This is a genomic window from Lysobacter sp. GQ73, from assembly GCF_059758755.1.
In genome coordinates this window covers 881,661-905,830 of sequence record NZ_JCAXEE010000001.1, presented here as the reverse complement: position 1 = coordinate 905,830, position 24,170 = coordinate 881,661, and the positions used below count along the sequence as shown (strand labels likewise).

At 68.9% G+C, this 24,170-nt stretch carries 16 protein-coding genes; 8 read left to right on the top strand and 8 right to left on the bottom strand.

From position 1 onward, the window contains the following. The first annotated feature begins 22 nt into the window (after positions 1-22). From AC6CH2_RS03495 to AC6CH2_RS03475, 5 genes are all read left to right on the top strand, one after another. Entirely contained in the window at positions 23-1,687 is a 1,665-nt protein-coding gene (locus AC6CH2_RS03495; RefSeq protein WP_498267951.1) for a glucoamylase family protein, read from the top strand. Between the two features lie 67 nt (positions 1,688-1,754). Beyond that, entirely contained in the window at positions 1,755-3,074 is a 1,320-nt protein-coding gene (locus AC6CH2_RS03490; protein ID WP_498268203.1) for a sugar ABC transporter substrate-binding protein, read from the top strand. Further along, the gene (locus tag AC6CH2_RS03485) at positions 3,071-3,949 is read left to right on the top strand and encodes a carbohydrate ABC transporter permease (protein WP_435395961.1); all 879 of its coding nucleotides are present in this window, start codon (positions 3,071-3,073) and stop codon (positions 3,947-3,949) included. Before AC6CH2_RS03490 ends, AC6CH2_RS03485 begins: the two co-directional genes overlap by 4 nt. After that, a complete protein-coding gene (locus AC6CH2_RS03480) occupies positions 3,946-4,782 on the top strand; it encodes a carbohydrate ABC transporter permease (protein ID WP_498267950.1) in 837 nt (278 codons plus the stop codon). Before AC6CH2_RS03485 ends, AC6CH2_RS03480 begins: the two co-directional genes overlap by 4 nt. 44 nt (positions 4,783-4,826) lie before the next feature. Continuing rightward, the gene (locus AC6CH2_RS03475) at positions 4,827-8,081 is read left to right on the top strand and encodes a discoidin domain-containing protein (RefSeq protein WP_498267949.1); all 3,255 of its coding nucleotides are present in this window, start codon (positions 4,827-4,829) and stop codon (positions 8,079-8,081) included. Between the two features lie 684 nt (positions 8,082-8,765). Here the strand turns inward: AC6CH2_RS03475 and pgl are convergent. The 4 genes from pgl to AC6CH2_RS03455 form a co-directional block, all read right to left on the bottom strand. Then, positions 8,766-9,512: a 6-phosphogluconolactonase gene (gene pgl / locus AC6CH2_RS03470; protein ID WP_498267948.1), complete on the bottom strand. Its 747-nt coding sequence runs from the start codon at positions 9,510-9,512 to the stop codon at positions 8,766-8,768. Positions 9,513-9,703: 191 nt separating this feature from the next. Next, positions 9,704-10,705 (bottom strand): glucokinase, encoded by a 1,002-nt coding sequence (glk, locus tag AC6CH2_RS03465; RefSeq protein ID WP_498267947.1) that lies wholly within the window; start codon positions 10,703-10,705, stop codon positions 9,704-9,706. After that, a complete protein-coding gene (gene zwf / locus AC6CH2_RS03460) occupies positions 10,702-12,123 on the bottom strand; it encodes a glucose-6-phosphate dehydrogenase (RefSeq protein ID WP_498267946.1) in 1,422 nt (473 codons plus the stop codon). The genes glk and zwf overlap by 4 nt, the downstream gene beginning before the upstream one ends. A gap of 269 nt (positions 12,124-12,392) precedes the next feature. Continuing rightward, positions 12,393-13,802, bottom strand: coding sequence for a GH1 family beta-glucosidase (locus AC6CH2_RS03455; protein WP_498267945.1), 1,410 nt, complete (start codon positions 13,800-13,802; stop codon positions 12,393-12,395). A gap of 108 nt (positions 13,803-13,910) precedes the next feature. Here AC6CH2_RS03455 and AC6CH2_RS03450 point away from each other — a divergent pair, with 108 nt between their 5' ends. From AC6CH2_RS03450 to AC6CH2_RS03440, 3 genes are all read left to right on the top strand, one after another. Further along, positions 13,911-15,005 carry an ABC transporter ATP-binding protein gene (locus AC6CH2_RS03450; protein ID WP_498267944.1) on the top strand — a complete coding sequence of 365 codons (1,095 nt, stop codon included), beginning with the start codon at positions 13,911-13,913 and terminating at the stop codon, positions 15,003-15,005. 402 nt (positions 15,006-15,407) lie between these two features. After that, positions 15,408-15,662 (top strand): hypothetical protein, encoded by a 255-nt coding sequence (locus tag AC6CH2_RS03445; protein ID WP_498267943.1) that lies wholly within the window; start codon positions 15,408-15,410, stop codon positions 15,660-15,662. 16 nt (positions 15,663-15,678) lie between these two features. Beyond that, positions 15,679-16,236, top strand: a complete 558-nt coding sequence (locus AC6CH2_RS03440; RefSeq protein ID WP_498267942.1) for a hypothetical protein — start codon at positions 15,679-15,681, stop codon at positions 16,234-16,236. Between the two features lie 112 nt (positions 16,237-16,348). Here AC6CH2_RS03440 and AC6CH2_RS03435 read toward each other — a convergent pair whose 3' ends face one another. From AC6CH2_RS03435 to pgmB, 4 genes are all read right to left on the bottom strand, one after another. Beyond that, positions 16,349-16,885 carry a hypothetical protein gene (locus AC6CH2_RS03435; protein WP_498267941.1) on the bottom strand — a complete coding sequence of 179 codons (537 nt, stop codon included), beginning with the start codon at positions 16,883-16,885 and terminating at the stop codon, positions 16,349-16,351. Positions 16,886-17,043: 158 nt separating this feature from the next. Next, a complete protein-coding gene (locus AC6CH2_RS03430) occupies positions 17,044-18,288 on the bottom strand; it encodes an MFS transporter (protein ID WP_498267940.1) in 1,245 nt (414 codons plus the stop codon). A 249-nt stretch (positions 18,289-18,537) separates the two neighbouring features. Then, positions 18,538-20,943, bottom strand: a complete 2,406-nt coding sequence (locus tag AC6CH2_RS03425) for a TonB-dependent receptor (RefSeq protein WP_498268202.1) — start codon at positions 20,941-20,943, stop codon at positions 18,538-18,540. A 121-nt stretch (positions 20,944-21,064) separates the two neighbouring features. Continuing rightward, on the bottom strand, positions 21,065-24,085 hold the full coding sequence (pgmB, locus tag AC6CH2_RS03420; RefSeq protein WP_498267939.1) for a beta-phosphoglucomutase: 3,021 nt from the start codon (positions 24,083-24,085) through the stop codon (positions 21,065-21,067). Between the last annotated feature and the right edge of the window lie 85 nt (positions 24,086-24,170).

The following is a 24,170-nucleotide window of genomic DNA, read 5'->3' as shown; positions in this document are numbered from 1 at the left end:
AGACACAGGGGTCTTTCGTTTCATGCACCACGTCAAGTCGACAACACGTGCGGTCTCCATCGCTGTCCTGGGCGCGCTGCTGCTCGTCTTGTCCGCCTGCAAGAAGACCGAGACGGGCTCGCAAACCCAGCCCATCGTCAGCGCCGAACCGGTGGTGGTCGAGCCGCTTAAGCAGGAGCGGCTCGAACTGCCGCCGCTGTTTCGCGACATCGAAAAGCGCACCTTCCAGTTTTTCTGGGACACCACCAACGAACAGAACGGCCTGACCCCCGACCGTTATCCCTCGCGCCCGTTCGCGAGCATCGCCTCGATCGGCTTCTCGCTGACCGCGTATCCGATCGGCATCGAGAAGGGCTGGGTCAGCCGGAACCAGGCGGTCGACCGCACCTTGTTGACCCTGAAGTTCCTGCGCGACCTGCCGAGCGGCCCGCAGGCCACCGGCAAGGGCAGCTACAAAGGCTTCTACTACCACTTCCTCGACATGCAGAAGGGCCAGCGCTACGACAGCTGGGTCGAGCTGTCGAGCGTGGACACCGGCCTGTTGATGATGGGCGTGCTGTTCGCGCAGTCCTACTACGACCGCGACGACCCGCGCGAGAAAGAGATCCGCGAAGTCGCCGACACCCTGTACAAGCGGGTCGACTGGAACTGGCTGCAGCAGAACAAGCCGCTGATCTCGATGGGCTGGTTCCCCGAGAGCGGTTTCATCAAGCACGACTGGGTCGGCTACAACGAGGCGATGTTGCTGTACGTGCTCGCCCTGGGCTCGCCCACGCACCCGGTCGGGCCGGAAGCCTGGACGGTGTGGACGCGCACCTACAACGACGTCTGGGGTGTCTACCAGGGCGAAGAGTTCCTCGCCTTCGGTCCCTTGTTCGGCCATCAGTACAGCCACGTCTGGATCGATTTCCGCGGCATCCAGGACGACTACATGCGCGAGCGCGGCATCGATTATTTCGAGAACAGCCGCCGCGCCGCCTACGCCCAGCGCGCCTATGCGATCGCCAACCCGATGAAGTGGGAAGACTACGGCCCGGAGGTGTGGGGCCTGACCGCGAGCGACGGCCCGCAGCAGACCCTGCAGGAGTACCGCGGCGAGCAGCGCCAGTTCCGCCACTATTCGGCGCGCGGCGCCGGCCTGCGCGAGAACTTCGACGACGGCACCATCGCGCCGACCGCGGCCATCGCCTCGCTGCCGTTCGCGCCGGAGATCGTGATCCCGACCACGGTGACCATGCACGAACGCTACGGCGAGTACATCTATTCGAGCTACGGTTTCCTGGATTCGTTCAACCCGAGCTTCAAGTACGACATCCCGCTCAAGACCGGGCGCCTGGTGCCGGATCAGGGCTGGGTGTCGAGCGACTACATCGGCATTGACCAGGGGCCGATCCTGACCATGATCAGCAACTACCGCAACGAGTTCGTCTGGAACGTGATGAAGCGCAATCCCTACATCCGCGCCGGGCTCGAACGCGCCGGGTTCAAGGGCGGCTGGCTGACCCCGGCCGACGGCAAGGACGCGCAGGCCAAGGGCCGGGACGGTGAGGCGAAGGCGGGCGCCGCGGCACCGGCGAAACCGGCCGGCACGATGGACCCGGCCACCGCGCGTGCGCTAGGCGAGGCCGAGTCGCGCGCCGGGCGCGGCAACGCGTCGTCCAAGCAGACCCCGCCGAAGCCGGAATGAGCGCTTGAGCCGCGCATCGACGACGCCCCCTGTTTCGTCCACCCGCGCCGGCGGTTGGGGCAGGGCGCTGCGCGGGCTGGCCGCGCTGTGCGCGCTGGCGCTGCTCGGCAGTTGCAATCACCGCGACGATGGCCGCGAACTGGTGCGGTTCTGGGCGATGGGCTTCGAAGGCGAAGTCGTCACCCAGCTGATTCCCGAATTCGAGCGCCGCAACCCCGGCATCCGCGTGGAAGTGCAGCAACTGCCGATCACCGCCGCGCACGAGAAGCTGCTGACCGCCTTCGCCGGCGATGCCTTGCCCGACGTGTGCGCGATCGGCAACACCTGGATCTCCGAATTCGCCTTGCTCGACGCCCTGGCCCCGCTCGGTCCACGCCTGGCGCAAACGCCTTCGGTACAGGCGCGCGACTATTTTTCCGGGGCCTGGGATACCGGCGTGATCGACGGCCAGGTCTATGCGGTGCCGTGGTACGTGGAGACGCGCCTGCCGTTCTATCGCCAGGATTTGCTCAAGCAAGCCGGCATCGCGCGGCCGCCGGCGACCTGGGCGGAATGGAAAACCGCGATGGCGGCGATCAAGCGCGAGGTCGGTCCGGATCGCTATGCGGTGCTGTTCCCGCTCAACGAGCCCGAGCCGCTGCTCAACCTCGGCATCCAGTCGCCCGATCCGCTGCTGCGCGAGGACGGCCGCTACGGCAATTTCCGCAGCCCGGGGTTCAAGCGCGCGCTGAGTTTCTATCGCGAGGTGTTCGAACGAGGATGGGCGCCGCTGGCGAGCAACACCCAGATCGCCAACGTCTGGAACGAATTCGGCCGTGGATATTTCGGTTTCTACGTCAACGGCCCCTGGAACATCGCCGAGTTCAAGCGGCGCCTGCCGGCCGATCTGCAGCCGGTCTGGATGACCATGCCGTTGCCGGGCGAGCACGGCCCCGGCGCCTCGGTCGCCGGCGGCGCGAGCTTCGTCCTGTTCCGCAGCTCGCAGCACCAGGACGCGGCCTGGAAACTGATCGCCTATCTGTCCGAACCGCAGGTGCAGGTGCGCTTCCATGGACTCAGCGGCAATCTGCCGCCGCGCCGCGCCGCCTGGGACGCGCCGGCGCTGGCCGAGGACGTGTATGCGCGCGCCTTCCGCGATCAGCTCGAACGCGCGCGGCCGACCCCGAAGGTGCCGGAGTGGGAGCGCATCGCCATGGAGATCAAGCTGGTCGGCGAGCAGCTCGCCAACGGCCGCCTGAGCGTGGACGAGGCCGCGGCCGAACTCGACCGGCGCGCCGACCGCATTCTCGAAAAACGACGCTGGATGCTCGATCGGCAGGCCGCGGCCAAGGCGGGCGGCACGAGTGGCGCGATGAAGCCTGCGGCCGCAGCCGGAGCGGCGCGATGAAGCCGGCCACCGCCGGCTGGGTGTTCGCCGCGCCCGCGCTGAGCGTGATCGGGCTGTTCTTCGGCCTGCCGGTGCTGGCCGCGCTGGCGCTGAGCCTGACCGATTTCGATATCTACTCATTGGCGCACATCGACAATCTGCGCTTCGTCGGCTTCGACAACTACCTCAATCTGCTGCGCAATCCGCTGTTCTGGAGCGCGCTCGGCAACACCTTGTACTTCGTCGCGGTCGGCGTGCCGCTGTCGATCGCGGTCTCGCTCGGCGCGGCCATGCTGCTGCACTCCCGGCTCGGCCTGTTCAAGCCGTTCTTCCGCACCGCGTTCTTCGCCCCGGTGGTGACCACGGTCGTGGCGGTGGCGGTGATCTGGCGCTATCTGTTCCACACCCGCTACGGCCTGGTGAACTGGGCGCTGTCCTGGGCCGGCATCGACCCGGTCGACTGGCTCGGCGACCCGCACTGGGCGATGCCGACCATCATTCTGTTCGCGGTGTGGAAGAACTTCGGCTACAACATGATCATCTTCCTGGCCGGCTTGCAGGCGATTCCGGAAGACCTGTACGAGGCCGCGCGCATCGACGGCGCCAGCCCGTCGCGGCAGTTCCGTTACATCACCCTGCCGATCCTGGGGCCGGTGCTGCTGATGGTGAGCATCCTGACCCTGGCCGGTTATTTCCAGTTGTTCGCCGAGCCCTACGTGATCACCCAGGGCGGGCCGCTGCAGAGCACGGTCAGCGTGCTGTACCTGATGTACGAAGAAGGCTTCAAATGGTGGAACCTCGGCAACGCTTCGGCGGTGGCCTTCCTGTTGTTCGTGTTGATGACCGCCGCGACCAGCGGCCTGATGTGGGTCGCGCGCCGCAAGGGGGTCGAATGAACGATTCCGGCCTGCACCCGCGCCTGGCCCAGGCGATCGTCAACGGCCTGTTGATCGGCCTGGCGGCGCTCAGCCTGGCGCCGCTGCTGTGGATGTTCGCGGTCTCGCTGATGCAGCCCGGCGAGGCCAGCGCGTTTCCGCCGCCGTTGTGGTCGTCCTCGCCGAGCCTGCACAACTACCATGAGCTGTTCTCGCGCATGGGCATGGGCCGCTATCTGTTCAACAGCTTCCTGGTTTCGACCCTGGTCACGGTGATCGCGGTATTGCTCAATACCCTGGCCGGCTATGCCTTCGCCAAGCTCGCCTTTCGCGGGCGCGAGCGGGTGTTCCGGTTGTTGCTCGCGGCGCTGGTGATCCCGGCGCAGGTGTCGATGATGCCGCTGTTCCTGATGCTCAAGCAGCTCGGCCTGATCAACAGTTACGCCGGCGCGGTGGTGCCGGGCATGGCCGGCATCTTCGGCATCTTCCTGGTGCGCCAGTACGCGCGCTCGATTCCCGACGAGTTGCTGGAAGCGCCGCGCATCGACGGCGCCGGCGAGCTGCGGATCTTCTTCCAGATCGTCCTGCCGGCGTTGCGGCCGATCCTGGTGACCCTGGCGATCTTCAGCTTCCTCGGCGCCTGGAACGATTTCATGTGGCCCCTGATCGTGCTCAGCGACGAGAACCTGCAGACCCTGCCGGTCGCACTGGCCTCGCTGTCGCGCGAGCACGTGCAGGACAACGAAATGATGATGGCCGGCTCGGTCGTGACCGTGGTGCCGGTGCTGCTGCTGTTCCTGGTATTGCAGCGTTATTACCTGCAAGGACTGCTGGTCGGCAGCGTCAAGGGTTAGAACCGTCCCGCCGCGAGCCCGCGCGGCGCCAAAAGGTGGATCGAATGTCGGAACCCATGCAATCCGTCGCGCCGGCCGCGCGCCCATGGGCAAGCTTGGTCGGCAAGGCCGTCGCGCAGACGCTCGCGCTGGGCCTCGCCCTGGTCTCGCCGGCGCTTGCCGCCCAGGAAGCGCCGCGCTTGCTCGATGGTTTCGAATCTGCGGCGCCGTGGACCGTGGTGACATCGAATCAGGTCAGCGCGAATTTGCGCTCCGTCGCCGGCGCGAAGGGCCTGGGCCTGTGCCTGGACTACGATTTCAACGGCGTCTCGGGTTATGCCGGGCTGCAGCGCGAACTGCCGCTGGACTATCCAGACGACTACCGCTTCGCGTTCCAGTTGCGCGGCGATTCGCCGCAGAACGATCTGCAGTTCAAGCTGGTCGACGCCAGCGGCGACAACGTCTGGTGGGTCAACAAGCCCAAGTACGACTACCCCAGGCAATGGACGCCGGTGATCTACAAGCAGCGCCACATCAGCCGCGCGTGGGGCCCCGCGCCCGATCCGACCCTGCGCAAGAGCGCCAAGCTCGAGTTCACCGTCTACAACAGCGTCGGCGGCAAGGGCTCGGTCTGTTTCGACGAGCTGAGTTTCCAGGCGCTGCCGAAAGACCCCGGCGGCCCGCTGACCGGCGCGGCCGTCGCCAGTGCGGGCGCCGAGGGCAGCCGCGCCGGCTACGCGGTCGACGGCGATCCGGACACGGCCTGGCGCGGCACTTTCGAAAAGAGCGGCGTCGACAAGGGCGCGACGCCGCACCTGACCCTCGACCTGGGCCGCGTGCGCGAATTCGGCGGCGCGATCCTGCAGTGGGCACCACAGGCGCATGCCTCGCGTTATCGGATCGAACTGTCCACGGACGGCAAGCACTGGGACAAAGTGAGGTCGATCGAGCGCGGCGACGGCGGCACCGACTTCGTCGCGCTGCCCGAGGCCGAAGCGCGTTATCTGCGCCTGCTGCCGGAGCAGGGGCCGGGCCCCGGCTTCGGTCTGGTCGAATTGAGCCTGCAGCCCTTGGCCTTCGCCGCCACGCCGAACGATTTCATCAAGGAACTCGCCCGGCGCGCGCCGCGCGGCGACTATCCGCGCGGCTTCAGCGGCGAGCAGCCGTACTGGACCGTGCTCGGTACCGACGGCGGCAGCTCGCATGGCCTGATCGGCGAAGACGGCGCGGTCGAAGCCTTCAAGGGCGGCTACAGCGTCGAGCCCTTGCTGTTGACCGAAGACGCGGCGTCGCCGGGATCGAACCGCGGCGCGTTGAAGACCTGGGCCGACGTCGAGACCGGCCAGAGCCTGCAGGACGGCTATCTGCCGATCCCGAGCGTGCGCTGGAGTGCCGGCGACCTGCAGCTCGAGGTCACTGCGTTCGCGCCGCTGCTCGAAGACCGCGACCTGATCGTCGCCCGCTACCGGCTCAGCAATACCTCGCGGCAGGCGCGCAGCGCCACCCTGGCGCTGGCGATCCGGCCGTTCCAGGTCAATCCGCCGACCCAGTTCCTCAGTACCACCGGCGGCGTCAGCGGTATCCACCGCATCCAGATCGACGCGAAGGCGGGCACGGTGAAACTCGACGGCCGCCCCGGCGTGCGTTCGTCGACTCCGGTCGGTTCGGCGTTCGCGATGCCGTTCCAGGACGGCGATGTGGTGGGCCGTCTGCGCGCGTCGACGGTGCGCCCGAGCGAGCACGAGGTATTCGACCTCAACGGGCTGGCTTCGGCAGCGTTGCTGTACCCGATGCGGCTGGCGCCGGGCGAAACCCGCGAAGTGGCCTTGTACCTGCCGCAGGACGGGACGGATCCGCCGAGCGCCGACCCGGCCGAGGCCGCGCAATGGCAACGGGCGACCGCGGCGCAGTGGCGCGACAAACTCGACCGGGTCCGGTTGCGCGTGCCGGCGCAGGGCCAGCGCGTCGTCGATACCTTGCGTACCGGCCTGGCGCATATGCTGATCAGCCGCGTCGGGCCGCGCCTGCAGCCGGGCACGCGCTCGTATGCGCGCGCCTGGATCCGCGACGGCGCGATGATCGGCGAGGGCCTGCTGCGGATGGGGCGCGAGGACGTCGCCGAGGAATTCCTGCGCTGGTACGCGCCGTATCAGTTCGACAACGGCAAGGTGCCGTGCTGCGTCGACGACCGCGGCAGCGACCCGGTGCCGGAGAACGACAGCCACGGCGAGTTGATCTTCACCGTCGCCGAGGTCTATCGCTATACCCGCGACCGAGCCTTGCTCGAATCGATGTGGCCGCATGTGCACAAAGCGGTGGCCTACATGGAGGAGTTGCGCCTGAGCGAGCGCACGCCGGCCAATCGCGCGCTCAACCCGGCCTTCTACGGAATGATGCCGGCCTCGATCAGCCACGAGGGTTATTCGGCCAAGCCGATGCATTCGTACTGGGACAATTTCTGGGCCTTGCGCGGCTACAAGGACGCGGTCGAGATTGCGCGATGGCTCGGGCGCGACGACGAGGCCGAGGCCTTCGCCGCTTCGCGCGACCAGTTCCGCGACGACCTTTATGCTTCGCTCGAAGCGGCGACCCGCGCGCACAAGATCGACTACCTGCCCGGCGCCGCCGAACTCGGCGATTTCGACGCGACCTCGACCACCATCGCCCTGGCGCCCGGCGGCGAGCAGGGCCTGCTGCCCGAGACGCTGTTGCGCAACACCTTCGAGCGTTACTGGAAAGAGTTCATCGATCGCCGCGACGGTCGCCGCGAATGGAAGGACTACACGCCGTACGAACTGCGCACCATCGGCAGCTTCGTGCGCCTGGGCTGGCGCGACCGCGCCCACGAGGCGCTGGACTTCTTCTTCAAGGACCAGCAGCCGCGCGCCTGGAACCAATGGGCGGAAGTGGTCTCGCGCACGCCGCGCAAGCCCTTCTTCGTCGGCGACCTGCCGCATGCCTGGGTCGAGTCGGACTATGTGCGCTCGGCGCTGGACCTGTTCGCCTACACCCGCGATATCGATCGGGCGCTGGTGATCGCCGCCGGCATTCCCGCCGACTGGCTGCAAGGCGAGGGCGTGAGCGTCGAGGGTCTGCGTACGCCCTATGGCGCGCTGGGCTATCGCTTCAAGCGCGAGGGCGGGCAGGCGACCTTGGAAATCGACGCGGGTGTCGAGCTGCCGCCGGGCGGATTGGTCCTGCCCTGGCCGTTCGCCGGCGCACCCGGCAAGACCCTGGTCGATGGCAGGCCGCAGGCCTGGCGCCAGGGCGAGCTGAAGATCGAGCGGGTGCCGGCGAGGGTGAGCATGGCGATCGAGTGACGCGCGCCGACGGAGCAGGAGCGGCGCGAGCCGCGGCCGCGAACCTGCGTCCGGCTGCGCAGCGAACATGAAACCCCGCGGTCGCGACTTGCGTCGCTCCTACCCCTGGGAGCGTCGCTGCTCAGGGATTCGAACCGGTCGCCACGATGCAGGAGTAGGAGCGGCGTGAGCCGCGACCGTGAACTTGCATCTAACTGCGCAGCGAACATGAAACCCCGCGGTCGCGACTGGCGTCGCTCCTACCCTGGGGGAGCGTCGCTGCTCAGGGATTCGAGCGGGTCGCCGCGATGCAGGAGTAGGAGCGGCGTGAGCCGCGACCGTGAACTTGCATCTAACTGCGCAGCGAACATGAAACCCCGCGGTCGCGACTTGCGTCGCTCCTACCCTGGGGGAGCGTCGCTGCTCAGGAGTTCGAGCGGGTCGCCGCGATGCCCGGGAGTAGGAGCGGCGTGAGCCGCGACCGTGAACTTGCATCTAACTGCGCGGCGAACATGAAACCCCGCGGTCGCGACTTGCGTCGCTCCTACCCCTGGGAGCGTCGCTGCTCAGGGATTCGAGCGGGTCGCCGCGATGCAGGAGTAGGAGCGGCGCGAGCCGCGGCCGCGAACCTTCGTCCGGCTGCGCAGCGAACATGAAACCCCGCGGTCGCGACTTGCGTCGCTCCTACCCTGCAAGCGGAGCCGCTCAGGGGTACCAGTGCACTTCGAGCGGAGTCGCGCCATCGAGGGCGATCAATACCGGCCAACGCTGCAGGTCGCCGCTGTTGAGCGCCTGTTGGAAGGCCTCTCGCTTGGCTTTGCCCTGGATCAACAGAAAGCGCGATTGCGCCTGCGCCAGGCCGCTCGGGGTCAGGCTGATGCGTTTGCTCCACTGGCGCGCGCCGGGGCAGCCCTGGGCGTCGACCACCACATAGGCCTGGCGCGAGCCCAGGGCGCGCTGCAGGTCGGGCATCCCCGGGAACAGCGAAGCGGTATGGCCATCCTCGCCCATGCCGAGCACGGCCGCGGTGGCCGGCTGCAAGGCGTGAGCGTTGGCGAAGGCGGCCGACTCCTGGATGCTGCGGCCCGGCCGGGTCAGCGCTTCGAAGCGTGCCGCGGCGGCGTTGTCGCGCAGCAGATGCTGGCGGACCAGCCAGGCGTTGCTGTCGGAATCCTCGGGTTGCAGCCAGCGCTCGTCGACCAGGGCGACATCGACCCGGCTCCAGTCCAGCGGGGCGCGGGCGAGGGCGCGGTATACCGGCGCCGGGGTGGTGCCGCCCGACAGCAGCAAGCGCGCGCGCGGGCGGCGCGACAGGTCGCGGCGCAGTTCGGCGGCGATCGCCACCGCGCAGGACCAGGTCCAGGTGTCGAAGCTGCGGTGCTCATGCCATCGGTAGGGCACGGTGTCCGGTTCGGCGGGGTCGTGCGGAACGGGCGAGGGAGCATCGAGCATGCCGGCGATTCTGGCACGTCGAGCTTCAAGACGGCGTGCTCGGCGCGGCCGTTGGGGCGATGGCCGACCGAGCCGGGCCGGGCAGGAGCGGCGCGAGCCGCGACCGCGGGCCTGCAGGCGTACCGCGCACTGGCGCGGCATGACGGTCGCGGCTCGCGCCGCTCCTACTCCTCAAGCCAGGTACGAGGCCCTCAATGCGACGAGGCGAGATCCGCGGCCGGAGCGAATTGCGCGGCCAGCGCGGCGGCGCCGAGCAGGCCGGGCTGCGGATGGGTCACCGCCAGGGTCGGCACCCGCGCCATGGTCGGCGAGAACCGGCCCTTGTGCTCGAAGCGTTGGCGGAAACCGGAATGGGCCAGCCACGGCATCAGTTTCGGCACCAGGCCGCCGGGCAGGAATACGCCGTCCCAGGCGCCGAGGGTCAGCACCAGGTCGCCGGCGGCGGCGCCGAACACAGCGCAGAAGACGTCGATGGCGCGCAGGCAGCGCACGTCGCCTTCGCGCGCCATCGCGGTGATGTCCTGCGGCTGCAGCGGGCCGGGGTCCTCGCCGGCGATCTGGCTGAGCGCGCGGTGCAGGTTGACCAGGCCGCTGCCGCTGAGCAGGCGCTCGTTGGAGACCCGGCCGAACTCGCCCGACAGGCGCTGCAGCACTTCGATCTCTTCCGGCGTGCCGGGGGCGAAACTGACGTGGCCGCCTTCGGTCTGCAGCGGGTAATAGCGGCCGTCGCGGCGCAGCAGCGCGCCGACGCCGAGGCCGGTGCCGGCGCCGATGATCGCGTAGGTGCGGTCGCCGGATTCGTTCCAGCCGCGCCAGGCGACGCCGCCGATCGGCACCACGTCGACCGGCTGCAGCAGCGACACCGCCATCGCCTGCGCGGCGAAGTCGTTGACCAGGTCGATGCGTTGCAGGCCCAGGGCGATGCGGGTGCGTTCGGCCGAAATCACCCAGGGATGGTTGGTGATGCGCGCCTCGTCGCCGTCGACGCGTCCGGCCACCGCGAACACGCCATGGCTCGGAGTGGCGCCGGTGCGGTCGAGGTAATGCCGCGCGGCATCGGCCAGCGAGGGGAAGTCGGCGACCGCGAAGATCTGCACGCTGTCGGGCAGCAACTGCGGCGCGCCGCGGTCGGGCCGGGCGAGGGCGAAACGGGCGTTGGTGCCGCCGATATCCGCGAGCAGGGCGCCGCTCATGCCTGGCCTCCACGATGACCGTTGACCGGAGGCAGGAAGCCCTCGGCTTCGGCCGGCCCCCAGGAGCCGGCCGGGTATTCGACGACGGGTTGCGCGGTCTGCGACCAGGCGCGCTCGATGCTGTCGATCCACTGCCAGGCCGACTCGACTTCGTCGTCGCGCACGAACAGGGTCTGGTTGCCGCGCAATGCGTCCACCAGCAGGCGCTCGTAGGCGATGCGCCGCTGCGGAGAGGACGAGGCCTGCAGGTCCAGCGACATCGGCCGAAGTTCCAGCGCGCCCCATTCCGGCGCGGCCAGGCTGCCCATCAGGCCCAGCTCGATGGTTTCGTCGGGCTGCAGGCGCATGCGCAGGTGATTGGGGCGCTCGCGGCCGCGGCGCGGGCGCTCGAACAGCCAGTGCGCGACCGGCCGGAACGACACCACCACTTCGGTCGCGCGCTCGGCCAGGCGCTTGCCGGTGACCAGGCGGAACGGCACCCCGGCCCAGCGCCAGTTGTCGATCCAGGTCTGCACCGCGACGAAGGTCTCGACCGGCGCATCGTGGACGAAGCCCTGGACCGCGCGGCCCTCGACCACGCCGGCGCCGTAGCGGCCGCGCACGGTGTTGGCGGCGACGTCGGCCTCGGTCATCGGCCGCAGCGCGCGCAGCACCTTGCGCTTCTCGTCGCGGATGCTGTCGGCGTCGAGCGCCGAGGGCGGCTCCATCGCGATCAGCGCCAGCAACTGCAGCATGTGGTTCTGGACCATGTCGCGCAGCGCGCCGTAGTTGGCGTAATAGCCTTCGCGGCCGTCGACGCCGGCGGTCTCGCCGACGAAGATGTCGACCGATTCGATCCAGCGGTGCTGCCATACCGCTTCCAGCAAGGTGTTGCCGAAACGCAGCGCCAGCAGGTTCTGCACCGCGGCCTTGCCGAGGTAGTGGTCGATGCGGAAGATCCGGCTTTCGTCGAGGCAGGTGCGCAAAGCGGCGTTGATCGCGCGCGCCGAGGCCAGGTCGCGGCCGATCGGTTTTTCCAGGACCAGGCGCGATTCGCCTTCGAGCAGGCCGGCCGCCTTCAGGCCCTGGGCTACCGGGACGAACAGATCCGGCGGCGTCGCCAGATAGCTCACGCTGGGGCGGTCGGCGTAGCCGGCCAGGGCCCCGGCGATCGCCGCCTCGTCGCGCAGATCGACCGAGACATAGGCGATCCGGCCCAGCAGTTCCTCGACCACCGCCGGGTCGTCGGCGACCTCGTTGGCCATGCGCTCGCGCAACCAGGCGCGGAATTCGTCGTCGCTCAGCGTCTGGCGGCCGACCGCGACGATGCGGAACCCGGCCGACAGCAGGCGGTCGCGCCACAGATGGACCAGCGAGGGAAACAGATAGCGCTGGGAGAGATCGCCGGTGGCGCCGAACAGCAGCAGGGTGTCGTGCATGGAACCCGCAAACCAAGATTGAGGGGGAGGTCGAGCGAACGCCGCCGGGGCGTCCTTCGCGCCGCCGGGATGTCGGTCCCGGCCGGGGTCCAAGCATATCGCCGCTTGAGCGCCCGGCGGCAACATTCGACGCCGCAGGGTGACGAGGCTTCGCGGCGCATGCGAAACATGCGGCCGCGGCCGCTTGCGTTTGCCGCGCCCGTCGCGACCAGGACGAGGCGCCGGGCGTTGCGCCGTGCCCGTGCCCGGGCCGCGGCGTGCGGCCGGTCTCAGTACGGCAAAGGTTCGCCGAGGTGGGCGCCGTTGCTCGCGATCACCTTCGAATACCAGCGGGCGCTGTCCTTCGGCGTGCGCTCCTGGGTGCCGTAATTCACGTGCACCACGCCGAAGCGCTTGGAATAGCCCAGCGACCATTCCAGGTTGTCGAGCAGCGACCACACCATGTAGCCGCGGATGTCGCAGCCGGCCTGGATGGCGTCGTGGATCGCGCCGAGGTGCTTTTGCAGATAGTCCATGCGCAGCGGGTCGCGCACCCGGCGCTCGCCGCTGGCGTCGGGCTCGGCGACCGGCGGGTCGAAGAAGGCCGCGCCGTTCTCGGTGATGTACATCGGGATGTCGCCGTAGCGCTGCTTGACCCAGGTCAGGGTGTCGGTGAGCCCCTGCGGGAACACTTCCCAGCCGGTTTCGGTGTAGGTGCCGAGCGGCTGGCGCACCACGCCGGTGTTGAGCGGATAGCTCTCGGCGGCCTTGGTGACGCTGCGGGTGTAGTAGTTCACGCCGATGAAGTCGAGCTTCTGCTTGATCAGCTCGAAATCGGCCTGCGGCCATTCCGGCCAGGCCTCGCCGAAGATCTCGCGCAGCGCCGGCGGGTAGCTGCCGAGCAGGGCGGGGTCGAGGTATTGCTCGTTCATGTAGGCATGGGCGCGTTCGACCGCGGCGGCGTCCTCGGCCGAATCGGTGGCGGCGTACTTGGGCTCGATGTTCACCACCAGGCCGATCTCGTGCTTGCCTTCGGCACGGTAAGCCTGGACCGCGGCACCGTGCGCGCGCATCAGGTTGTGCGAGGCGATCGGCGCTTCGAAGCGGCTGCGGTGGCCCGGTGCGAGCGCGCCGTGCAGGTAGCCCCCGTCGGTGATCACCCAGGGCTCGTTGAGGGTCACCCACTTCTTCACCCGGCCATCGAGGGCGCGGTACATGACCCGGCCGTATTCGGCGAACCAATCGGCGCAGTCGCGGTTGAGCCAGCCGCCGCGGTCGTCGAGCGCGGCCGGCAGGTCCCAGTGGTACAAGGTCAGCAAAGGTTCGATGCCGTTGGCCAGCAACTCATCGACCAGCCGCGAATAAAAATCCAGGCCGGCCTGGTTCACCCGGCCGGTGCCCTCGGGCAGGATGCGCGACCAGGACACGCTGAAACGGTAGGCCTGCAGGCCCAGCTCGCGCATCAGCTTCACGTCTTCCTTCCAGCGCCGGTAGTGGTCGCAGGCCACATCGCCGGTGTCGCCGTTGAGGGTCATGCCGGGGGTGTGGGCGAAGCGGGTCCAGATGCTCGGGCCGGCGCCGTCGGCCATCGGCGAGCCTTCGATCTGGTGGGCGGCGGTGGCCGCGCCCCACAGGAAACCTTCGGGAAAACGGCGGTCGGACGTGGTGCGAACAGAAGCGGCAGCGCGGGAATCGGTCATTCGTCGTGGCCTCCGGAGCCAATCGGACGTGCATGAAAACGGTTACATGGCAGAATAGCCCAGGGCGAGGACAAATGCATCGCTCCGGTCGCATTGTCGGGAGAATTCATGGCCAAGGTCACGCTGGATCGTCTGCGCAAGGTTTATCCGAACGGTTACGTCGGCGTCGCCGAGGCCAGCTTCGAGATCGAGGACGGCGAATTGTTGGTGCTGGTGGGCCCCTCGGGCTGCGGCAAGTCGACCCTGTTGCGGATGGTCGCCGGGCTGGAAACGATCAGCTCGGGCGATCTGAGCATCGGCGAGCGCCGCGTCAACGACATGCCGCCGAAAGACCGCGACATCGCGATGGTGTTCCAGAGCTATGCCCTGTATCCGCACATGACCGTGGCCGACAACCTGGGCTTCGGGCTCAAGCTGCGCGGCATGGGCAAGGCCGAGATCGCCGAGCGGGTCGGCGCGGCGGCGGCGATGCTGGAACTGGAGCCGCTGCTGCAGCGCAAGCCGGCGGCGCTGTCGGGCGGGCAACGCCAGCGCGTCGCCCTGGGCCGCGCGCTGGTGCGGCAACCGCAGGTGTTCCTGCTCGACGAGCCGCTGTCGAATCTCGACGCGAAACTGCGCATGGGCATGCGGGTGGAGATCGCACGCCTGCACCGCCAGCTCGGCACCACCATGATCTACGTCACCCACGATCAGATCGAAGCGATGACCCTGGGCCAGCGCATCGTGGTGATGAAGGACGGCAAGATCCAGCAGATCGACACGCCGATGGCGTTGTACAACCGGCCGGTGAATCTGTTCGTCGCGACCTTTCTCGGCAGCCCCAAGATGAACACCTTGTCGGGTCGGGTCGAGGAGCGCGGCGGCGGTCGGTTCTTGCGCATCGGCGACGGCGTCGCGCTGAGCCTGCGTCCGGACGCGGAGACCGGCGAAAAACTGCGTGCCTACCTCGGGCGCGAATTGACCGTCGGCCTGCGCCCGGAGGACCTGCACCTGGCCGAGGCCGGCCCCGACACCCTGGCGGCTCAGGTCGAAGTGGTCGAGCCGGTCGGCAACGAGGCCTTCCTCAATCTGCGGTGCGGCGGCGGCGAGTTGGTGGTGCGGCTGCCGCCGTTCGACTTGCCGCGCGCCGGCGACAACGTGCATCTGTCCTACGCCGCCGAGCGCATGCACTTTTTCGATCGCGACAGCGAGCTGCGCCTGTAGGCGATGCGCCGAACCCTGCATCGAGTCCATCGCCCATCGCGCCCATCGAGCGCATCGAGCGCATCCGGCGGCCCGGCGGCCCGGCGGCCCGGCGGCGCACTTGAGTCCGACGATGCAGTGAGGGCACACTGCATCGCTGCGCCGGGGGGCGGCGCGACGGGTCGTCCGATCCGGACGCTGGGCGCAGATCGCAGCGAGTGCTAACGTGGCCCGGCCCCGAACGGCGACGGTCGCGACGCCGCATCGCATTCGCAGCTCCATGTGCCACACCGCCATGCGTCCCATGATCCACGCGCCATTCCAGGTTCGCAGCCTGGCGTTGTCCCGGCCTCGCGTCGGCCGAAGCCTCGCTGCGTTTCGCGCGCCGTCCGCGGCGCGCTCCGTTTCGCTATCCGATCCTTCATGACCGACGACAACCTTATCGACCGAACCTTCGCCCGCCTGGTCGAAGCGGCCAGGCAGCACGACGGCGCGGCCTTCAAGGCGGCAACCCAGGACTATGCCCAGTCCGCCGAAGGCCAGGCCTGGCTGCAGGACGGTCACGACCGTTATCGGCAGATCCAGGCGAACCTCGTCGCGCGCGCGCAAGCCGCGCCGCCGGCGAACCCGGCCTCGGCCGGTCCCGGGCTCGCCGTCGGGCCCGGCACCGGTCCATAACCCAAGGAGTAGCATCGTGCAGGACGCGCAAGACCTGAAACGACTCGCCGCCGATCTGGCGGTATTCGCCCAGCATCTGCAAGACCAGAGCGAACGGGCGGTGCAGCACGTGGACCGCAGCGCCGAGGAACTGCATCGCGCCGCCCAGGGCATGGGCGCCGATGCCCAGCAGCTCGCGCAGCAGATCGTGAACGCGGTGCAGGCGCAGGCACAGGAAGCGGTCGGCCGTGGCGCCGAGCTGGCCTTCGGCGCGATCGGCATCCAACTGCGCGACAGCGCCGAAGTCGCCACGCGCGCCGCGCAGGCGCTCGACGAGCAGCGCAAGAAGATCGAGCGCGCCCAGCAGAACCTGATCTACAAGAGCGCGGTGGCCCTGCTGATCGGCTCGCTGCTGGCGGTCGGCGGCAGTTGGTACTTCGCCCGCAAATCGCTGCGCCTGATCGAGCGCGCCGAGTTCGGCGCCGAGATTCTCGATGCGACCAAGGCCGGCACTCTGAGCCGTTGCGACGGCAAGCTGTGCGCGCGCGCCGGCAAGCGCTTCGGCGCCAAGGGCGAATACGTGTTGATCGAGTGATAGGCGAAACGCGCGTGTGGCTTGACGGCTTGCGGCGTTCGTCGCGGGCTCGCGGCGTTCGAGCTGCCCGGTGGTCGCGAGCGCCTCGCCCGAGCGGGCGCGGCGGGGGCGGTCAAAGGAATTCCGCGCGAATACCGTCGACGTCGAAGTGAGTGAGACCTTCGTGCATCGAGAACACCGTGCCGGCTTGATCCGGCGATTCGACCACGCGGCCGCAGGCCTGCGCGTGCAGTTCGAACAAGCCCTGCAGATCCGGCGTCGCCAATGCGGTCATCGCGCGCAGGATCCGGGAAATGCCGCTCAGGTGGTTAGCCGCGTGGTTCCAGCGCGGATAGCCGCCCAGGCCGATGTCGGTCCAGATGATCTGGCCGGTTTCCGGATCCAGCACGAAGGGCAGGCAGCTTCGCTGGTTCGCGGCCAGGTCCAGCCGGTCCTCCACCGTGCGCGCCTCGAACGGTTCGCCCGAGTTCGCGTCGCTGCGCGCCATCCATCCGGCGAAACACTCCGGCAACTCGCAATAGGGTTGCTTGGTGCAGCTGTGAAAGCTGACCACGACGAAATGCAGGCCGACGGCACCATCGCGACTTGCGCCGCCGTCGCCGGCTTCGAGATACAGCTTGCGGTGCCGGCGCAGGTGGATTCCGTTCATGCCACTCTCCAATGAAAAGCCCGCCGTGAGGTGGGCGATGCGGGAAGCGGGCAGCCGGTTTCAGAGTACGACGAAGGAGGCCCATAGCCACGAGGCCATGCATGGCCGAGCCTGGCGAGAATGAGAACGCCGCCGATCGGCAGCGGACGGCAAGGCAATCAGGAGGGCGCCATGGCTGCGCGTTCGGCCAGGCCCGACTGGCGCTTGAGCAAGGCGATCGCGAGCAACAGCATCGCCATCGGCAGCAGGGACAGATAGAACGCGGTGCCGCCGCCGATACGCGCGAACAACTGGCCGGTGATGAACGAACCGGTGGTGCCGCCGAGCGCCGAGAACACCACGATCAGCCCGGTCATCGCCGCGTGCCGCGACTTCGGCAGCGAGCTCAGCACCACCGAATTGATCGCCGGATAGATCGGCGCCATGAACAGGCCGATCAGCGGGAACACGTACGCCGCGAGCGGTGCATGCGCCCAGCTCATCGCCGGGTCGGGCTGCAGGTTGCGCGCGAGCGGCAGGGCCAGCAGCACCAGCGCCGCCATCGCCAGCACGCAGACCATCAACAGCCAGTGCCAGGGCACGCGCCGCAGCGCCACGCCGGCGGCGAGCCGGCCCAGCGCCAGCGACACCGCGAAGATGCTCGCGGCCTGCACGCTCATCGTCGTCGGCAGGTGCAGGATTTCGCGATTGAAGGTCGGCAGCCAGGTGCCGACGCTCTGTTCGATCAGCACGTACAGGAAGGCCGAGACCAGGAACACCGCGACCAGCGGCTGGGCGACCAGGCGGAACATGTCGAGAAACGAATCGCCGACCGCGTGGCCGTCGCTGGCGGCGCGTTCGTCCATGCGCGAGGTCGCGAGCAGGGCGAGGATCGCCGCGGCGATCGCCGCGAGCAGCCAGTACACCCGCAGCCACACCGGGTCGCCCGGGGATTGCGGATCGATGAACCAGGCGAAGATCCAGTAGCCGGCGAGCACGCCGACCATGAACCAGCCTTCGATGGTGCTGGTCAAGCTGGCGTGGGTCTGCTTGTTCTCGGTGAGCAGGCCGATCGAGGAGTACACCGAGACCTTGACCAGGGCGAAGGACACGCCGGTGGCGACGAACAGCAGCTTGGTCATCCAGAACGAGGCCAGCAGCGGCATCAGCAGGCAGGCCGCGCCGACGAAGCCCAGGCCGAGCATCATCGCCCGGCGATAGCCCAGGCGCGGCATCAGCGAGGCGGTCAGGAACGAGACGATCGCGATCGGCAGGTCTTTGAAGGCCTCCAGGATGCTGGCGTCGCCCTTGCTGATGCCGAAGCCCTGGATCGACTGCAGGATCACCGTGCCGACGCTGTTGAGCAGAATCCCGAACACCATGTAGGTGAGGATCATCGCCAGGATCATGCGGCCTCGGTTCATGCGGGCGTGGCTCCGGTGAGCGGTCCGGCGCGGTGCCGGACCAGGGGACGAGCGGTCCGGCGGGCGGCCGTACCGGTAGATAAAAGACCGCGCGCGACGGTTTGCCAAGTGCGGACGCCCGAGAGAGGGGGAGGGCGGCCGCTCCGGATCAGGCCGGCGCGCACGGTGAGGTAAGGGGCGACCGCGCAGGCGGCCTCGGCCGCCCGGCGGAACTCCGCGCCGCCGGCAGGCGGCGAGGCGGAGGATGGATCACCAGCGGTAGGCCGCCGAGAACAGGTAGGACCGGCCCGCGATCGGGCGACCCATGAACACGCCGCCGGTGGCCGCGCCGGGCACGCGCACGTTGCCTTCGGTCAGGCCGAGTTCGTTGGTGACGTTGCTGCCGGTCAGGGCGAACTCCCAGTTTTCGCCGACGTGCATGTTCGCGCCGACATCGAGCGTGTGATACGAGGGCAGCTTCTGGGTATTGGCCAGGTCGGCGTAGCGGTCGCCGATGCGCGAGTAGGTGGCGAAGATCTTCAGGTCGCCGAACGGCAGGTTCCAGAAATAGCTCGGGGTGAAGCGGAACTGCTGCTTCGGCTGGCGCATCACCTGGTTGCCGGTGAACTCGCGGTAGTTCTCGTACTGGGCGTCGAGCCAGATCCCGGTCAGGGCCAGTTCGAGGCCGCCGACCGGGCGCACCGCCGCTTCCACTTCGACGCCGTAGGCGCGCGAATCGCCGGCGGTGGTGAAGTTGGTGCCGTCGTCGAGGAAGGCCTGGAACGGCGAGTTGGTGAAGCTGTTGTAGAACGCGGTCAGGTACAGGTCGTAGACCGAGTTGCCGGACTTGAAGCCGAGTTCGTACTGGTCGATTTCCTGGGTCTTGGTATTGCCGTCGCGCAGGTTGTCGAAGGCCGGCAGCTTGTAGCCGGAGTTGGCGCGCGCGAACACGCTGGCGCTGTCGGTGAGCTTGTAGTTCAGGCCCAGGGTCCAGGAGAAATGCTTGTCGTCCTGGTCGATCCGGCGCGAGGTCGGCAGCGACACCGAGGTGGCGTTGTCGTACAGCGTGTTCGGGTTGCCGTCGAGGTCGACCGAGGCGACGTCGTGGACGGTGCCGTCGACCTGCTGCCACTCGTAGCGGATGCCGCCGTCCAGGCGCAGGCGGTCGTTGATCTGCCACTCGTCGGCGAGGAACACCGCGGTGTTCTGGCCGTCGTAGTCGCCGCGCAGCGAGAAGAACGAAGTGCCGGTGAAGCCGTCGCGGGTGACCTGGCGGCCGTCGGCGAGGCTGAGGTTGATCCGGCGCGCGTTGTTCTGCGCGGTCAGCAGCATGTTGTTGCCGAGGTACCAGGTGTCCTTGGACGAGTAGCGCGCATAGTAGACGCCGGCGGTGAGGGTGTTGCCCTCGAACAGATCGCGGCTGAAGCGAAGGTCGTTGGTGAACGATTCCAGCTCCTTGTCGACCACCCAGAAGCCGGCGGTCAGCACCTGCTGGTTCGGGTCGACCGCGCCGCCGCCGTTGACGTAGGTCGCGGTGCCGGCGCTGCCGTAGCCGGCGATGAAGTCGGCCATGGTCTTGGGGCTGGCGCCGGTGAACAGGCCGTTGGTCGGGGCGCTGCCGCTGACGTAGTTGACCCGGTCGCTGATGGTCCAGTCGCCGACGTAGAAGTCCATCGAGGCGCCGAACACGTCGAGGTTGATGCCGCGGCCCTCGGCGAGATCGCGGGTGATGCTCTGGCCGTTCGGCCCGGTCGGCAGGGTCACGTGGCGAAAGTCGTTGCCGAGCAGGGTGCCGGTCTGCGCGTCCAGGCCCGGGAAGCTCGACAGGCTGCTGCCGTTGTTGCGCGACAGCAGCGGGATCGGAGTGAAGAAGGCGTTCTTGTCGTCGGTGTGGCGCGCGTACACCGTCACTTCGCCGCTGTCCCAGCTGTGGGTCAGCGTGGCGCTGAGCTGGCCGCCCTTGTCGGCCGGGAACTGGGTGTCGCGCACGCCGTCGGTGGTGCGGTAGAAACCGCCGACGCTGTAGTACCAGCCTTCGCCGAGCTTGCCGCTGTTGAACAGGTCGACGCGGCGGAAGTTGTCGCTGCCCAGGCCCACGCGCACGCTGCCGGCGGGCTCTTCGCCGCCCTTCTTCTGGATGAAGTTGACGGTCGCGCCGGGCTGGCCGTTGGAGAAGATCGGGCTCGGACCGCCGCGCAGCACTTCCATGCGCTCGATGGTGTCGTCCATGCGGAACAGGGTCGAGTTCTCGAGGAAGGACAGGGTCGGCGGCGGATACAGCGGCGCGCCGTCCATCTGCACGGTCACGAACGGCGCGTCGCCTTCCGAGGGCATGCCGCGCACGAAGATGTTGGCGCCGGTGCTGCCGCCGGCCGACTCGGCCCAGATGCCCGGCACCACCTTGAGCGCGTCGGCGGTGCTCAGCGGTACCGCTTCCTGGATCTGTTCGAGCGAGGCGGTGGTGATCGAGAAGCTGGCGTCGCGCTTGCGGATGCCCTTGAAGCGCGCGGTGCCGCTGACGATGACCGCGTCGAGGGTGGTCGCCGATTCGCTGCCGCCGTCGGCCTGCTGGGCCTGTTGGGCCTGCGGCGCGGGCGCCGGCGCGGCGGCGTCCTGGGCCAGGACGCCGCCCGGCGCCAGGATCGCGGCGATCGCCGCGGACAGTGCGAAACGCATCGGTTGGCGTTGCTTGGTAGACGTGTGCTGCATCGTGTTCTCCCCACTCATCTTGTATTGGTTATGCAAACGGATCGATCGGTGGTGGTGTCCCCGCCGCGGCAGTGCATGCCGCGCGCGGTCAGGGCAAAACGAAAGCGTCCAGGTCGAAGGAAGCGATGTCCGGCAGGCAGGCGTCGGCGCGGGCCAGGGCCAGGGGATCGCCGATGCCGACCGCGGCCATCCCGGCCGACTGGATCGCGACCACGCCGGCGGCGGCGTCTTCCACGCCGATGCAGTGCGACGGCGGTACGCCGAGCGCGGCGGCGACGGTCAGGAAGATCTCCGGGTCGGGCTTGGCGCGGGCGACATGCGCCGAGTCGGCGATGTAGTCGAAGCGCTCGGCGATGCCGAGCCGTTGCAGCAGCGCGCCGGCGTTGCGGCTGGCCGAGGCCAGGCCGAGCTTGAGGCCGCGCGCCCGCGCCTGTTCGAGCAGGCGCTCGACTCCGTTGAACAGATCCTCCGGGCCGACCTCCTGGATCGCCTCGACGTAGTAGGCGTTCTTGCGTTCGGCCAGGGCGATCTTTTCGTCGCGGCCGAGCACGCGCCCGGCGTGGCGCAGGATGATCTCGAGCGAGGCCATGCGGTCGACGCCCTTGAGCAGTTCGTTGACCTGCTCGTCGAACGGCAGGCCTTCTTCGTCGGCCATGCGCTTCCAGGCGCGGTAATGGGTTTGAGCGGTGTCGGTGAGCACGCCGTCGAGGTCGAAGATCAGCGCGCGCGCCGGTCGCGGAAAGGCGCGCGGCGCGGGGCCGCCGGGCGCCGCCAGCGCGGCGCGCAGGCTGGTCTCGGGGTTGAGTTCGATCCGGCGGCCTTCGTGCTCGATGGTCAGCGCGGCGCCTTCGAGCAAGCGGTACTCGACGCCGTCGCGGCCGACCCGCAGGCGCAGGCGGCGGCCCTGCCAGCGCAGGCCGAAGCCGTAGCCGTTCCAGCCGGCCGGCAGGGTCGGGGCGAAATGCAGGATGCCGGCGACCGGGCGCAGCCCGGCGAAGCCGGACACCAGGCCGAGCCAGGTGCCGGCCAGGGCCGCCATGTGCACGCCGTGGTCGGTGTTGCCGTGCAGGTCGTCGAGGTCGACGCGCAGGTTCTCGGCGAAATACCTCGCCGCCTGTTCGGCGTGGCCGACCTCGCTGGCGAGGATGCCGAACACCGAGGCCGACAGGGTCGAGTCGTGGGTGGTCACCGCTTCGTAGTAGTCGAAGCTGCGGCGCTTGACCTCGGCGGGAATGCCGTCGCCGGCCAGGACCAGGGCCATGACCACGTCGGCCTGTTTGCAGACCTGGTGGCGGTAGAGGGTGAGCGGATGGTAGTCGAGCAACAGCGGGCGGTGCTCGCCTTCGTGTTTCGGGAACCGCCAGCGCGGCTTGTCGAGGAAGGTGTCGTCCTGGGCGTAGATACCCAGGGCCTCGTCGTAATTCAGGAACATCGCCTCGCCGGCGCGGCGCCAGGTGTCGACTTCGTGCGCGTCCAGGCCGAGCCGCGCGGCCAGGTCGGCGGCCTGCCGCGGGCGTTCGTCGTGCAACTGCCGCCACACCCGCACCGCGCGCAGCAGATGCTGCTGGGCCATGCGGTTGGTGTAGAAATTGTTGTCGACCAGGGCGGTGTATTCGTCCGGGCCGGTGACCTCGTGGATGCAGAAGGCGCCGCCGCGGCGCGGATTGAAATGGCCGATCTGCGGCCAGATGCGCGCGGTCTCGAACAGGATCTCGGCGCCGCTTTCGAGCAGGAAATCGAGATCGCCGGTGGCGTCGAGGTACAGGCCGATCGCGTACGCGACCGCGGCATTGATGTGATACGCGGCCGAGCCCGACGGATAGTGCGCCGAGCACTCGCCGCCGGTGATCGTACGCCAGGGAAACAGCGCGCCGCGCGGATGGTTCATCTCGCGCGCGTGCCGGCGCGCCGGCTCCAGCGCGAGGTAGCGCGCGTGCAGCATGGCCCGGGCGACCTCCGGCGCGGTGTACACCATCACCGGCAGCATGAAGGCCTCGGTGTCCCAGAAATAATGGCCTTCGTAGCCTTCGCCGGTGAGGCCCTTGGCGGCGGTGCCGTTGACGCCGTCGCGGCCGGCCGACTGCAGCAGGTGGAACAGGTTGAAGCGCAACGCCTGTTCGGCCGAGGGGTCGCCGTCGATCGACAGCTCCGCGCCGTCCCAGAACTCGGCCAAGGCCGCGGCCTGGCGCGCGGCGAGGGCATCGAACCCGACGGCGACGGCGTCCGCGGCCGCCTGCCGCGCGCGTTCGGCGAGTTCGCCGGCTTCGCCGCCGCTGCTGTAGGCGACGAATTTTTCCAAGGTGGCCGCGGCGCCCGGCTGCAACCGGGTGTCGTAGCGCTGGAGCACGCGCTCGTCGCCGCGTTCGGCCGCGCCGAAACGCAGGCCGCCGCCGAGGCGGTGCGCCTGCGCGCAGGCCACGCGCACATCGCTGTGGCGGGTCGACTGCACGACCTGGGCGGCGTGCTCGTCGGCCTGCGCCGACAGCAGCCGCAAGCCTTCCGACACGGCCACGCCGATGCGCGGGTCGTCGCCCTGTTCGGCGGCCTGGTGGCCGCATTCGATCGCCGAGGCCAGGCTCAGGGGGCCGGTGTAGTCGACCGATTCGACCCGGTAGCGGATCGCCAGCAGGTCGACGCCGGCGCACGCGCTGTCGAACGGCAGCACGCGCTCGGCCTGGATCTCCAGGGTCTGGCCCTGGGCGGTGCGCAGGCGCAGGCGGCGGCGCAGGCGGCCGCTGCGCAGATCGAGTTCGCGCTCGAACCCCAGCCACTGCGCGGCGTCGATGTCGAGGCGTTGCTCGCCCAGCCAGACCGCGATGCGCTGGCCGTCGGCGACCGGCAGGCGGGTGTCGGTGCTGCGGGCGAATCCGGGAAGGCGCTCGTGGTAGTGGATCGGATGCTTTTCGTAGACCGCCGCCAGGAAGCTGCCGTCGCTGCCGCCATCGGCTTCCTCGAAGCCGCCGCGTACGCCCAGCGAGCCGTTGGCGAGGGCGAACAGGGTTTCGTCGCGGCGGCGCTGGGCCGGGTCGAAGCGGTCCTGGCGCAGGCGCCAGGCGTCGGCTTCGGCGGGGGCTGGGGGGAGGTGGGGTGCGGCTTGGGGCTGGATCACGCGGCGGGGACCTGGGGGCGTCGTTGCCGCGGACCCTAGTGAGCCATTGTTATCGATGTCAAGTTATCGATAACAATTGGCGCCG